The organism is Spiroplasma sp. TIUS-1 (assembly GCF_010365785.1).
In the GTDB taxonomy this organism is placed as follows: Bacteria; Bacillota_I; Bacilli_A; order Mycoplasmatales; family Mycoplasmataceae; genus TIUS-1.
On the sequence record NZ_CP048387.1, the window covers coordinates 630,602 to 645,333 of the forward strand.

The 14,732-nt window shown below is 28.0% G+C and carries 12 protein-coding genes and 1 riboswitch; of the genes, 2 read left to right on the top strand and 10 right to left on the bottom strand.

Going from position 1 to position 14,732, the window contains the following annotated elements:
- From STIUS_RS02815 to oppB, 4 genes are read right to left on the bottom strand one after another with little or no spacing between them, the layout of a single operon-like run.
- The gene (locus STIUS_RS02815; protein ID WP_162649865.1) at positions 1–2,214 is read right to left on the bottom strand and encodes an ATP-binding cassette domain-containing protein; all 2,214 of its coding nucleotides are present in this window, start codon (positions 2,212–2,214) and stop codon (positions 1–3) included.
- 23 nt (positions 2,215–2,237) lie between these two features.
- Positions 2,238–3,920, bottom strand: coding sequence for an oligopeptide ABC transporter ATP-binding protein OppD (oppD, locus tag STIUS_RS03765; RefSeq protein WP_162649866.1), 1,683 nt, complete (start codon positions 3,918–3,920; stop codon positions 2,238–2,240).
- A gap of 16 nt (positions 3,921–3,936) precedes the next feature.
- A complete protein-coding gene (oppC, locus tag STIUS_RS02825; protein ID WP_162649867.1) occupies positions 3,937–5,046 on the bottom strand; it encodes an oligopeptide ABC transporter permease OppC in 1,110 nt (369 codons plus the stop codon).
- Between the two features lie 33 nt (positions 5,047–5,079).
- Positions 5,080–6,306 carry an oligopeptide ABC transporter permease OppB gene (oppB, locus tag STIUS_RS02830; protein WP_162649868.1) on the bottom strand — a complete coding sequence of 409 codons (1,227 nt, stop codon included), beginning with the start codon at positions 6,304–6,306 and terminating at the stop codon, positions 5,080–5,082.
- A gap of 155 nt (positions 6,307–6,461) precedes the next feature.
- On the opposite strand from oppB, the gene STIUS_RS02835 reads away from it, so the two are divergent.
- Positions 6,462–6,920 carry a hypothetical protein gene (locus STIUS_RS02835; protein ID WP_162649869.1) on the top strand — a complete coding sequence of 153 codons (459 nt, stop codon included), beginning with the start codon at positions 6,462–6,464 and terminating at the stop codon, positions 6,918–6,920.
- Positions 6,921–6,954: 34 nt separating this feature from the next.
- Here the strand turns inward: STIUS_RS02835 and STIUS_RS02840 are convergent, their stop codons facing one another.
- Together STIUS_RS02840 and STIUS_RS02845 are read right to left on the bottom strand one after the other, a co-directional pair.
- Positions 6,955–8,850 (bottom strand): ABC transporter ATP-binding protein, encoded by a 1,896-nt coding sequence (locus STIUS_RS02840; protein WP_162649870.1) that lies wholly within the window; start codon positions 8,848–8,850, stop codon positions 6,955–6,957.
- 41 nt (positions 8,851–8,891) lie between these two features.
- Positions 8,892–9,659: an energy-coupled thiamine transporter ThiT gene (locus tag STIUS_RS02845; protein WP_162649871.1), complete on the bottom strand. Its 768-nt coding sequence runs from the start codon at positions 9,657–9,659 to the stop codon at positions 8,892–8,894.
- A gap of 124 nt (positions 9,660–9,783) precedes the next feature.
- Positions 9,784–9,872, bottom strand: a riboswitch (TPP riboswitch).
- Positions 9,873–9,902: 30 nt separating this feature from the next.
- Here STIUS_RS02845 and STIUS_RS02850 point away from each other — a divergent pair.
- On the top strand, positions 9,903–10,385 hold the full coding sequence (locus STIUS_RS02850) for a methylated-DNA--[protein]-cysteine S-methyltransferase (RefSeq protein WP_162649872.1): 483 nt from the start codon (positions 9,903–9,905) through the stop codon (positions 10,383–10,385).
- Between the two features lie 81 nt (positions 10,386–10,466).
- Here the strand turns inward: STIUS_RS02850 and gap are convergent, their stop codons facing one another.
- From gap to mutM, 4 genes are all read right to left on the bottom strand, one after another.
- A complete protein-coding gene (gene gap / locus STIUS_RS02855) occupies positions 10,467–11,480 on the bottom strand; it encodes a type I glyceraldehyde-3-phosphate dehydrogenase (protein WP_162649873.1) in 1,014 nt (337 codons plus the stop codon).
- Between the two features lie 113 nt (positions 11,481–11,593).
- Complete coding sequence (locus STIUS_RS02860) at positions 11,594–12,478, bottom strand: ATP-binding protein (protein ID WP_162649874.1); 885 nt, start codon at positions 12,476–12,478, stop codon at positions 11,594–11,596.
- Positions 12,479–12,481: 3 nt separating this feature from the next.
- Positions 12,482–13,747 (bottom strand): DnaD domain protein, encoded by a 1,266-nt coding sequence (locus STIUS_RS02865; protein ID WP_162649875.1) that lies wholly within the window; start codon positions 13,745–13,747, stop codon positions 12,482–12,484.
- A 159-nt stretch (positions 13,748–13,906) separates the two neighbouring features.
- Entirely contained in the window at positions 13,907–14,731 is an 825-nt protein-coding gene (mutM, locus tag STIUS_RS02870; protein WP_162649876.1) for a DNA-formamidopyrimidine glycosylase, read from the bottom strand.
- Position 14,732 lies beyond the last annotated feature (1 nt).

The following is a 14,732-nucleotide window of genomic DNA, read 5'->3' on the forward strand; positions in this document are numbered from 1 at the left end:
CTATTTGTTTGAGTCCATTATTTTTTTCATCATCTCAACAAGTTCTCTTCTATTTGATCAAACATAATGACCTGGTTTTATTTGTTTGAAATTAGGAAAATCAGTTAAATAATCTGGATGTTCCTTTTGTTCATCATAAACAATAAAATTAAATTCTTTTTGGTTTGGATCTGGATGTGGAATCGCTGATAGCAATGCTCTTGTATATGGATGCAGTGGATTATTAAATAATTCTTCTGCTGGAGCCATCTCTACAATTTGTCCACGGTAAATAACTGCAATTGTGTCTGCGACATGTCTAACAATAGATAAATCATGTGCTACAAATATATAAGTTATTTTTAAATCATCTTGAAATTTTTTAAACAAGTTCAAAACTTGTGCACGAATTGAAACGTCTAATGCTGAAATTGGTTCATCAGCAATGATTAGTTTTGGTTTCATAACAAGTGCGCGAGCAATACCAATTCTTTGTCTTTGACCACCTGAAAACTCATGTGGGTACCTAGATAAGTGTTCTGGTAATAGTCCAACAGATTTTATTGATTGTTCAATAATAAATCTTCTAACATCTTCATCATTAATTCGGTGCATTGATTTGATTGGCTTATCAGAATGATTCTTGTTATATCATTCAAAGAATAATTTTCTTGATTCATCATTTTTATACAATTCAGGATAGTTATATAACCCTTCTGAAATAATTTCTATAATTGGTAATCTGTCATTTAACGATGCAGCAGGATCTTGGAAGATCATTTGCATTATTTTTTTATTTTCATGAACACCTTTTTTATTTAAAGGTTTCAAAATGTCCAAGTTATTAATAATTGAATCCAACGATTCCAAATCCAACAATTTAATTAAATCCCTGTATTCTTTAATCATTTTTTCAGACATACTGTATGTCCAACCTTTAATTGCATATACAAATTTAATTGTGTCTGCATCTTCTATGGTATCTTCGTTTAGTAAGTTTTCAACATAGTCAATTTTTGATTTTAATGATTTTATAACTTCTTCATTTTTAATATTTTTTAAAACATATTCTTCATGAAAATTTTTAATTTCTAATTCAATATCTGAATTTTTAAATGAATTTAATAATTCATTATTTTTTTCTATAGTGTTTGATTCATATGAATTAATGTATTCTTTAATTGCTTCAATATTTACAGTTTTATAAGATCAAACAGTTGATAATAGTTTTTTAGCTTCATCCAAATAAACATCACTAACACCTGGTTTTTTATTTTCAACATCTAAAATATATTTTGTAGTTTCTTCAACAAATTGAGATCTTTTAATGTTAACAAGTGCTTTGAATTTTTCTTTAAATTCTTCACGTTCTTTTTTCTTTGAAGTTAAAGCAATGTTTTGTTCTTGAGATCAAATTATATCTTCAATTGCATCTTGAAGTTTGTTTTGTGAAATAGCTGACTTTTGTAACTCAACCAATATTAATTCAAAGAATTTCTCTAATGATAATTTTTCATTTAAATAATCATGTCTAATTTGGTTAACACGAGCAACATTCAAATAAATTTTATTAGCTTCGGTTTTAACATCCCTAACCAATACGTGTGTATTTCTAGCCTTAGTTCTAATTGCTTCAAACATTTCTGGTGTTAATTCTTTTGCATATTTATCAATATGATCCAAGAATCTAATAGTAGATTGTTGTATTCTGATTATTTCCAATAATGCTTTAACAATTTCTTTTTGTCAATTTTCAACCTTTTTAAAAACTTTTTCAGATTTTTCGTTTACTAATACTTCTCTATCTTCAATAATTATTTTTTCACTTTTTAAATCTTTAAGTTTTTTTGTTTTAGGGTTAAATTTTTGGTTCTTAATATATAAGAAGTAAGCCACTTTAACAGCATCTATGTATTCATTTAAAATTGTTGCTGTTTGAGTTGCTTCAATTTCCATTGCTTTAATATAATCTAAAATTTGTAGATTTGATTTATGCAAGTTTAGGGGTTTTCCAAAAACTAATTTGTCGTCGAAAAATACAGATCCAGAGTGAATCTTGTTAATTCCCATAACAGCACGACCAAATGTTGTTTTACCTGAACCAGATTCTCCAACAACTGCAAATGTTGTACCCTCTTTGATATCAACGTTTATGCCTTTTAGTGCTCTAAATTTTTTGGTTTTATTTCTGAACTCAACAACCATGTCTCTAACTGATACTATTGTTTTTGCCATAAATCGCACCTCCTTTTTCTATATTATTTTGTAAATAATTTTTTAAGTTCTTCTACTTGTTTTGGTTTATCAACCTTTGGAGCTCTCTTATCTAGTAATCATGTTTTTGCATAATGAGTTTCACTAACTTTGAACATTGGTGGTTCTTGTTTGTAATCAATCAATAACGCATATGGATTACGAGGAGCAAATGGATCACCTTTTATTTTTTTAAATAAACTTGGTGGTGTTCCAGAGATTGAATATAGTTCTTCACCTTTTTCACCTAATTGAGGTAATGATGAAAGTAATGCTCATGTATATGGATGTTGGGGAGTTGAATAAACTTCATTCAATGTTCCATACTCAACAATTTGTCCAGCATACATAACAGCTACTCTATCTGCAATATTTGCTACAACCCCTAAGTCATGAGTAATAAAGATAATAGTAAATTTGTATTCTTTTTGTAATTCTTTAATAAGTTTTAAAATTTGAGCTTGAATTGTTACATCAAGTGCAGTTGTTGGTTCATCACATAATAATATGTTTGGACGACAAGCAAGTGCAATTGCTATAACAACTCTTTGTCTCATACCACCTGAGTACTTTCCAGGAACGTCATTATAACGTTTATCAGCGTCTTTAATACCAACTTTAGTTAGTAATTCAATTGCTTCTTTTTTAGCTTCAAAACGTGATAATCCTCTATGTTTAATTAACACCTCTGATATCTGATAACCTACAGTTAATAGTGGGTTTAATGAAGTCATAGGATCTTGGAAAATAGTTGCAATTGTAGCACCACGTAAATTTGTAATTGATTTTCTTGTGTCTTTTCTTCTTTTATAACTTGAATGCTTCATAAACTTTCAGTTGTAAATTGAAGTTTCATATAATTCTTTATCTATTGGTTTAGAACCAATGATTGAATCTTCAAATATTTTCTTTAATTTTATTTCTATTGGTTTTAAGTCTTTGTAGTCAAAATATTCTTTAAATATAATTTTGTCTTCTTTTGTAAATGGTCTTTTTGCTTTATAAAAGTTTTTTAACTCATCTATAAAGTTACCAATCATTTGTTTGTCACTTCGTGAAATATATCCAAATCTAACAAGCTGATTTTTTAGTTTATGAATTTTTTCTTCAGCAAGTACAATATGCTTTTGTTTAAATGCTTCTTCAGATGCAACTCTATTTCAAAATTCATATCTTTTTAAATCTTTTTTTAATTCTAAAAGATTTAAAGCATCTTTGTTTGATGAATCAAATGATTGTCTCTCTTCTAATAAGTTAATTAACTTCTGAGTTTTATAAATTTTATCTTTCAAATCTTTTTGTTTTATTTTATTTAGATTTACAATTCTAGCTGCTAATTTTTTGATTTCCAATTTTGACTTTTTAATTATTCAAGATCTCATGTTGCTATCCAACATGTTATTATGAAAGTCAACTAAATCTGTTGTTCTTTGAATTTTTGAAGCCTCACCTTCAACTGGCGGATTAAAAATGATTGAACCACTTTCAATTCATCCGTTGCTTTCAATCATGTTTGTAAAGGTTTTAGTAAATACAGATTTACCAGAACCAGATTCACCAACAAGTGCAAGTGTTTCACCTTCATAAATATCCAAGTTAATATTTCTGATTGATGTAAGCACTGAACTTCTTACTTTGAAGTTTACAACTAAATCTTTTACAGAAATAATAATTCTCTTGTTATCCATATTTACCTCCTATTTTTTATCTGTGAGTTTTTGGGTCTAAGTAATCGGCAAATGTTTTACCAATTAAGAAGAATACGATTGATATTAATGCAATCATTATTAATGGAAAAATTAATAATGAAGGATTTGCTTCTCATTTATTATCAGCTAGAGATAAGTTTAATATCTTACCAAGAGATGTATATTTTCTTTCTCCTGCAGAAAGGAATGAGAAACCAAAGTAGTTAAGTGTTGAATCAATTGCAATAGCATTTGGTATTGAAAATGATGCAGTTTGCACAATAACTGGTAGGATTCTTGGGAGAATGTTTTTTGTAACAATTTTTCTTCCTGAAGAACCCAATGTAATTGAAGCTGTATTATATTCAGTATTTTTAACTAACATAACTTGAACACGAATTGTTGAAGCCAATGCTACTCATGAAGTAATTGAAACGGCAATAATTACAACAAACATACTATTTTTTCATTTTGGATCTGATGATGTAAAAAGTAAAATTACAATTAATCATAAAACCAATGTTGGAATTAGTGTTAAGAAACGAGTTACTTCAATAAATGCAATATCCAATTTCTTGTTATAACCTCAAATTGATCCAATAATAATTCCAATAAGAATTTGAATTGATGCAATTATGATCGCAAATAGTAATGTAACTGATGTACCTATTCAAATTGTAGTTCAGTAGTCTTCACCATAAACACCAAGTCCAAATCAGTGACTCATTGATGGTGCTTTTGATGCATCAGGGAATACTTGAGTTGGGTCATCTGGTAGCGGTCATGCATTTTTCCCAATTGGGACTATTATTGATAATGCAATTATTGCTAAAAATAATATTGCACAAACTATAAACACTTTAGATTTAAATAGTAATCCGAATACTGACCCTCAATAACTATATGAGTGAGGATTGATTGTTTCACCCTCATTTTTGTTAACACCAACTAGTGTAAATAATTCACTTTCAGTTAAGTGTGCAATTTCTAATTTTTTCTTTAAATCAACAACTCGATCATCAACTGCTTCAACGATTTGTTTTTTAGAGAAGTTTTCTTCGATTGTGTGAACTTGATCATCTGCATCAAATTCAAAATCATTTTCTCTGTTTTCAAATAAACTCATTGAGTTGTCCTCCTTTTTTTATATAAATTTTTATTAAGTCAGTTTTACTCGTGGATCCATTATGGCCATTAGTAAATCTGATATTAGTGAAGTAATAACTCCAAAGAATGAAGCTATAGAAATGTATCCAAGTACAACAAAAATTTCTCTTTGTGCAACTCCCCCAACAATAAATCTTGACATTCCTGGAATTGATCATTGTTGTTCAGTGAATATTGATGAACCAAAAATTGTTGCAACCAATGCTATTGGAATAGTTCTAATAATTCTAATTCCTGCATTTCTAAAAATATGAATATAGAATACTCGCCCTGGTTTCATACCTTTTGATTCTGCAAACTTAGTATAATCACTAGTCATCTCATCAACAATATATCTTCTTGTTTCTACAATAACTGTTGGAATATACATTACAACAATTACAAATACTGGAACCATAAATGTTCCTATATCTCCTGGTGTATATATTGTAGATACACCTGTTATTTTTGAAAAGAATATAAATAACAACATAACAATAACTAGTGGTGGTACACAAATTAGTGTTGCTGATGAACCATTTAATACGTTATCAATTCATTTACCCTTATTCTTAGCAGCTGTAATTCCCAATGGGATTCCAATTATGTAAGTTAATGACAAGGCTGTAAATCCAAACGCAAATGATATTGGCATAGCTTTTGCAAATAAATCCCCAACATTTGAAACGAACGGTTGACCAAATGAGTTAGTAAATACTACTCCAAAAAACATACGAGTTGTAAGAACTTGCCCTGTTGGTGTACCCTCATTTAAATCAATAATAGTTATATTTTTTTCAAAGAAAGGCAATATATTATAAAAATAATTTCAAATTTGGTTAAAAACTGATCCTGTAAGTCCAACTGATTTCTTTCTATTTGCAATTAAGTTATAGTACTCTTCTGTACCTGGTTTAATTGGTGATTTATCAGTTAAATCTGATACATAAGTTGTATCAGGAGTAACCATTATAAGTAGTAAAAATATAATCGAAATAGCAACTATCAATGTTAATAAAGAGAAGAAAATTCTCTTTAAAGAATAAAACAGCAATGGACGTTTTGCATTAAACTCGACCATTGCTCCTCTTGAAGAAATAAACATAGATTTAATTTTGCTGGCTGTCGCGCCTTTTGGTTTGAGTTTTTGATTAACATTTAAGTCCATAATAAATGAATCTACGTCGATTGAACGTGCTTCATCAAATTCTATTGTAGACATTTTTTTAGTATTTTCCATGATTCCTCCATTGCACAAAAACAGTGCACTTATTTATATATTATGTTATGTATTAAATTAATTTGCTTTTAAAAAATTGGGTTGTATATAAAATAGTAGTTATATATATATTGTATATAATTAATTTAAAAAGATATATTTTTTGTGGAGTTAAATTGAAAAAAGAAAATAAATACAAAAAGTTAAAACAAGACACAATGCAACTTCATAAGCTTGAATTGGAAAGAAAAATGGAACTACAAAAAAAGAGTGAAATTAATGAAGGTTATCGTGAGTATAAACGTATTTCATTCTTTCAATGATGAGACTGACTAATAATTATTCTCTTACCTTGAGCTATCTTTGGAATAATTTTAGGTATTGGATTTGCAATAGATAATGTTAAATTTATGGAGTACGTTTTACTTTTAACTGGTCTTGCAATTATATTTTGTTGAATCATATTGTCTTGAAGAAATAATAAATCATCTGCTGAATACTATAATGATTCACGAAAAAGATATTCTAAAATATATGATGCTGAACATGCAATGGATAGAAAAATTAGAATAATGACTCTAACTACTGGAATCATTGTTGCACTATCTTCTTTAATAGTTTTTTTTGCAATGTAAAAATAAAACCACACCGTTGAGTGTGGTTTTATTTTTAAGACATTAATCCAGCTTTATATAATTTTTGGAAATGACCTGGTTTATTTTTCAATTCATTAAACGTACCAATTTGTACAATACCTGCCCCATTTGCACCTAAAACAATAATTTTATCTACGTTCTTAATAGTAGATAGTCTATGTGCAATAGTTACAGATGTTCTTCCAATCATTAAATCATCTAATTTAGCTTGAATTTCCTTTTCAACAATGTTATCTAAAGCTGAAGTGGCTTCATCAAGAATTAAAACTTTAGGATTTTTTAAGAACATTCTAGCAATAACAAGACGTTGTTTTTGTCCACCAGATAACATAAATCCACGTTCACCTAAAATAGTTTCATAGCCATCAGGTCATGTTTGAATTAGATCATGTAATTCTGCTTTCTTCGCGGCTTCAATAACTTCTTCATCAGTTGCATTAAATCTACCATATCTAATATTTTCATATACATCTCCATATAGAATTTGAGGATCTTGCTCAACATATCCAATGTGATATAGGTAACTTGCTAAATTTAAATCCCTTAAATCATGTTCACCATTAATGATAATTTGTCCTGATGAAACATCATAAAATCTTAATAATAATTTAGCTATAGTAGATTTACCTGATCCAGTTTCCCCAACGAAAGCATATGATTTTCCTTCTTCAAATACAAAGTCAAATTTAGGTAAAACAACTTTTTGTGGTTTTTCAGGATATCTGAATTCAATATTTTTAAATTCAATATTTCCATCAATTGATGCAATTTTAATTCCATCGTTGTAATGTGGGTCCATTATTGACTTTGCACCAATAGCATCATTAACACGTTTAGCGGCAACAGATGCTTGAGCCAACCCAAACAATGAGTTCAATATTTGAAATAATGGTCCAATTAATATACCTTGTGCTAAATTAAAGGCTGCAAAGTTATTATCAAAATATGATGGTGTTGGATTAATAACACCAAAAATAATAATTGATGCCAACACTGAAGAAAACTGAATAACTACAACTCCAGCAAATAATGTTGTTAACATAATTGCTTGTGCGCGACCTACGAATTTGGCTCTTCTATAAAATTCTTTATGAACTTCTTTAAATCTATCAGTTTCGTATTGTTCTGTTCCAGTTGCTTTAATTAACCTAACTGTTGCAACCCTGTCAGTTACATCTCCATTAATATTAGTAATAGCTTCTCTCACTTTTTCTACACGTTTTCGAGTTACAGCAAAAGCAACTAACATTGCTAATAAAATCAGCAGTAGCATAGAGAACGGAACAAGTGCAACTTGTCATGCAAATGTAAACATCATTACTGTTCCAGCTAGTAATTCTAATGCTGAAATACCAAATTGCATAGGTACTTGTACAGCTTGATCACTTACAATCTGAGTATCAGAAATAACTTTAGTTAATATCTCACCTATTTTTTTATCTGAATAATATGAAATATCTTGTCTAACTAAAGCTTCTAAACTTTTATTTCTTAAATCTATTTCAATTCTTCTACCTACCATGAACGCCATGTAATCAAATACATATGATGTCATAGTAAAAACGATTACTAAACAAACAGCAATTATTGTAAGACCTTGTCACTTTAAATGTCAAAAACCCAAAGTTAATTTATCTAATAATTCTTGTTGTGCTGATGCGACATCCTTAATGGAACTATCATTTGGAATAAAGTTATAGTATCTAATCGACACTGTCATTTGATATGTTATTAAAGGTAATAACAATGCTGTACCAGCAAACACAAACATCATAAAGAATATTGGTACTGTTAACCTTCAGTATTTTTTGTAATAAAGAACAATAGTTTGCATAAACTGCTTTTGAGCAGCTTTCGCCTCTTCTTTGTTTTTAACTATTACTTCTTCAGGCACACTATAATCTTGCATATGACCTCCATATTCATTTAATTATAGCAAGATTAAAAATATTAGTTAAATTTAATATGTTGATTTAATTTTAAGAACACCGGAATTATCATTAAAGTCACAGTGTAATCTATCAATAAGTTAGGTATATTGAATATTATTGCAAATAATACTACGTTATACCCTTCTCATGCATATTGAAATCAGTAAATTGAACTTGCCATTACTCGAAATATAAATGATAACATTCAAGGAATTGTAGCTATTAATATAGTTGTATTAATAGTGCTTATTTTTGATGTACTGTTTACTTTAAATAATGCTCCTAAACTTGGTACAAGTAGTACTAAAAAGTATTCAAGAGTTCATTGACCAAATGCAATAACAGTTGGAGCAAACATTAAAGATGATACTCCAGCAATTATTCCTAACATGAATGCATATCTAAATCTTAAAAATATTGTAGAAGCAAACAAAGGTATAAATTTAACGGATATTGATGCTCCAATTGGTAAACTTGGGATAAACATATTCACAGTTGAAAATATCCAAAATAGTGCTAAGAAGATTGATGTTAATACTAATTCTCTAATATTTGTTCAATTTGTATTATGAGAAAAATCAGGTTCAAATTTTTCTTTGTTTTTTAATAATTCAAAACTTTCAAAACTTAAAGCTAATATCCACATACCAATATTTAAAATATTGTTTTTAATATCAAGTATAGTTTGGACTAGATTTAAAATCATTATCATGATTCAAAATCCAGCAAATGTAGAAAGAAAAACAACATACATTGTAGTAGAAGCACTACCTGTTTTATTTTCCATTAGATATCTACTTAAAAAATAAGTACCAATTATTAATAAAATTATTCTTATGTTTATTAAAGTTATATTTATAAATAAAAAACGTCTTTCGTTCATAAGGGGCTCCATAACAAAAAAGACATCGTTAAAATATGTTAGGACTTCCTACGCTTGCATTACCAAGATCAGGTTCTAAGAGTATTTCTCAAGCTTTCGCTACCTCTGCCTTTTTTATTATTATATACTACATATATGAGGTGATAAATGATTTATTACAAGGTTAAATTTATTTGAAATAAATTTGAAATTATTGCTCTTTTAACTAAAGAAAACAAGATCGCATTCATAGGATTATCAAATCCATATTATGATTCTTTAAATGAATTTAAAGATATTTTAGAAATTGAAGATAAGGATAAGATTGAGTTTGTCAAAACAAAATTAGATAGTTTTGAAAGTAAGTCATATATATTTAATGAAAGCGATTTCTATCTTGAATATCTTTCAGATAATACTAAATATATTTATAAAGAACTTACAAAAATTGACTATGGTAATTATTTGACTTATGGTGAATTTGCTAAATTAATTGGACAAGAAAAAGCTGTTAGATCAATTGCTACAAAAATTGGTAAAAACCCTATTGCGCTTTTAATTCCCTGTCACAGAATAATTAGCTCTAATAAAGCTGTTAAATACAGATATGGGTCAAAAACAAAGAATGAATTAATTAATAATAAATTATAAAACATCAGTTTAACACTGATGTTTTATTTATATAAATTTACAAAAAAAATATCAGCTAATGCTGATATTTTTAAGGTTTTATTATAGAGATAACATGTATCCAATTGTTCTAACAAATTGTGAAGTAAATGAGTTTTCGTTATCGTATCATGAGAATACTTTAACCATTTGTTTTCCATCAACTGTCATAACTCTTGTTAAAGTTGCATCAAATTCTGAACCGTATTGTGAACCAATAACATCTGTTGAAACAATTTCAACATCAACGTAGTTTAAAGCTTTTGCTAAATCAGCATCTTTTTTAATTGCGTTTTTCATTGCATTGTTAATATCTTCAACAGTTACATTTTTTCCTAATTCAACAGTTAAGTCAACAAGTGATCCTGTAATTGTTGGAACACGTAATGATAATCCATCTAGTTTACCGTTTAATTCTGGTAAAACTTTTCCTACCGCAGCAGCTGCTCCAGTTTTTGAAGGAATAATATTTCATGCAGCAGCACGCCCTCTTCTTAAGTCAGAGTGAGGTAAGTCTAATAATCTTTGGTCGTTTGTTACAGCATGAATTGTGTTCATTAACCCTTTAACAACTCCAAATTCATCGTTTAATACTTTAGCCATTGGTGCTAAACAGTTTGTTGTACATGATGCACCTGAAACTACAACATCTTCTTTAGATAATGTTTTGTGGTTTACACCATATACGATTGTTTTTAAATCACCTGTTGCCGGTGCTGAAATAATAGTTTTTTTAGCTCCTGCATTGATGTGTGCCATTGCTTTTTCTTTGTCAGCATAGAATCCTGTACATTCAACTACTAAGTCAATTTTTAGTGTTCCTCATGGTAAGTTGTTTGCGTCTTTTTCTGCTAAGATTTTGATTTCTTTTCCATTAACTTTAATTGAGTTTTCTGTGTAAGAAATTTTTCCAGCCATGAATTTACCATGTGCAGAGTCATGTTCTAGTAAGTAAGCTAATACTTTTGGGTTTGTTAAGTCGTTAATTGCAACAATTTCGATATCTTTCATTTCGAATAATTGTCTGAATGCTAATCTACCGATTCTTCCAAATCCATTAATTGCGATTTTTTTCATTTTTTTGCTCCTGTGTTATATATGTTAATCAAACGGTAAGTTCGAGTACTTATCTATTATACTACTTTGATTAATAAAATAAAATAGTAAATTATTCATAGTAATATTTGTAATTATCTTCTAGATTTACCCAACATTTCTACTTCATTAACTAAACCTTTAATACGATCAACAATTCTTTCTGCACTAACCATCTCATCTTCTTGAGATTGCTTTGAATCATAAACTGTTGAATATTTATTTCTTAATTTAGTCAAATTTAAATTTGAACTAAAGAAAGTTAATAATTTATGTGAATATCTATAATCAATTATATTAAATAATATTTCATCTCTTTTTCAAGTAGTCGGTTTTTCTTCCCCAACATCATCTAAAAATAATACTTCTGCATATTTACACATGTTAAGAGTGTTTTTAGATTTTATCTCAGCAAACATTTCATCATGTGCTTTAGTTGTTAGTGTTAATGTTTTGATGAAAACAACCTTTTTACCTTTTTGTAAAAAACGATTTGCAGTTACTTTTAAAAATTCAGTCTTACCAACACCAACCTTTCCATAAATATAAATTCCCTTATTAACTTTCATTCCATCTTCAACTTTTTTTGCAATAGCTGCAATATTTTTTGAATTAGTTTCTGATACCTTGCTTTCACTTAAAATTAATTCTTTAATTGATTTAAACTTTGTATCTAAGCTAATGTCTGAAAAGATTAAATTTTGGTTTTGAAAATAATTAGGATGATCATTTAAGTAATGAATGCATGGAACAAATGTTGTGTAAAATTGTGAATTTTGAAAATAAAGATCAAGCTGTTTACCTTTGATATTTTGTTCACACTTATCAATGCCACCATTATTTTTACATTCTTTATGTTGACTAATAAATCTGTTCAAAGTCGTAAGATCATATTCAACAAATTCGTCACTTACTTTATTTTCAATAATTATTTTTTTAATTATTGAATTTTTTTTCACTTGGTCAATTGTATATTTCATATACTAATTTTCCCCAAGCATTTTTTTCATCTCTTCATCTGAGATACCCAATGGATCATTGTACGGAACATCCATTGGTGTTGACATAGATAGTTCACGTTGGTTTTTAGTAAATACATTAAATTTTGTTTTTTCTTTAATTGATTTCAAGAATTTGTGTGCTTCTTCAATTGTGTCAATTCCGTTTGCTACAAAAGTATCAGCAATTTTAAAAATGTAATTTGCAACAATTTTATTATCATTTTTAGAAGATGAATAAGACATTAAGATATTTATTAATCCATCTTTCAACATATATTTAGCACGTAATAAATCAATCATATTCTTAACTGAATTCATGTTATTTAACTTACCTGCAATTGCAGCAGCATATTCAAGTGAATCAGTTTCAACCATTGTCTTAATAGCTTCTTGTTCTTTTGATTCTTTATCTGAGTTTGTAGATTTAGAACGCATTGTTCATTGTTCTTCTAATATTTGAATTTCAGTATGTAAAGTTTTTTCATTTAATGGAATATCTCTTTCATTCATAGAATTCAAAATATCAAACATATCACTTACTTCAATTAATGAAAAGTTTCTAAATGCTGAAATAATAAGTTTTTTATATTTTCTCTTTTTAGATTGAAGAATTAAGTTTCCTTCAATAATCAATGCGTCAAGTAGTTCATCATATTTTTTGTCTAATAATATAGTTGAATTGTTAACCTTAAGTTTGATTGCTCTAGCTACATTTTCATCTGATTCATCTAGATCCATATCAAATACATCAAACAGTCTATCTGTTACATCATCTAATTCTTCTGTATTTGAACTAGCTGAGATAACAGATTTAAACATTGACTTAGTAATGAAGAAATCTTCTTCACCTAGTTTTTTTAATAAAAGTTTGCATAGATTTTCTGAAATGTTTTTTTGTTCTTCTTCATTGGTTGCACCAAAAAACTGTTCAAAAGTTAAAGGAGCTTTAATTACAAAATTATATTTTTCGGTACCACGGTTCTTCTTAATTTCAATTAATCCACATGCTCCTAAAATCTTTCATGACTTACGAGCATCAATTGGATTTAAGTTCATTGAATTTTCTATACGTTTAGATGAAAGTAAAAAATCTGGGGCTGATTTTGTAATTTCAGCATCGATTAATAACATGTTATATAGAGAGAAGGCTTCTGCTCCAAGAATTGGAAGATAAAGAGCTGAAAGTGAATTTCTATCTATTAAATTTTGATTTGGATATGATAAAATCTTGTATTCAAAATCAGCCATTTTTCTTCTCCTTTCGTGTTGTTCTAAAAAGAATATATTACAAAAAAAACAAAATGGAATAGTTTAAGAAAGTTTGTTTTAATGTATTGAAAATATCCTTTTCTCAAACAAAAAAATGCTTTAAATAAAGCATTTTTGAAAGTTACACACTTATACACACTATTTTTGGCATACTACACATATATATGTACCTCGTCCATTTACGAACATTTTTGTTACACTATTTCCACAATTTTTACAAGGTTTTTTTTCATTAAAATGAACTTTTAAAAACTGTTGATAACCACCTTTGTTGTCCTCAGAAGATTGAAAAGATTTTACAGTTGTTCCACCATATTCTATGGCCTTTTGAAGTATTATTTGGGAATTATTAATGATATTTTGACATTCCTCTATAGATATTTCATTAGCAGGTCTTGTTGGCAATATTTTACACTCAAATAAAACTTCATTTACATAAATATTGCCTAACCCAGCAATAATTGTTTGATCCAATAAAACTGTTTTAACAGCAGTTTTTTTCTTTTGCAATTTATCATATAAATTTTTAGCTGTTCAATTCTTTGAAATTGCTTCTGGTCCTAACTTTGCAATAAGATCAACATGTTCATATTCATCTTGCTTAAATAAGTGAATTGTTCCAAACTTGCGAGTATCAAAATACATAAGTTGCGTATTGTCTTCAAAAATAATTTGAACTTCAGTATGTTTTGAAGGAATAGTTTCTAGGTTTGGATAATAAAATCATTTTCCTTCCATTCTTAGATGGCTGATCATTACATATTCATTAAATTCAAAAATTATGAATTTTGATTTTCTAGATATCTTCTCTATTTTTTGATTTTCTAATGTTCTTTTAATAGTTTGTTCAGTTGTATTTTGTAATATTTTTTTATAAAAGAAATTCATTTCTTTTATAACCTTATTTTTTATAGTTTTGTTCAATGTACGAACAACGGTTTCTACTTCAGGTAATTCAGGCATA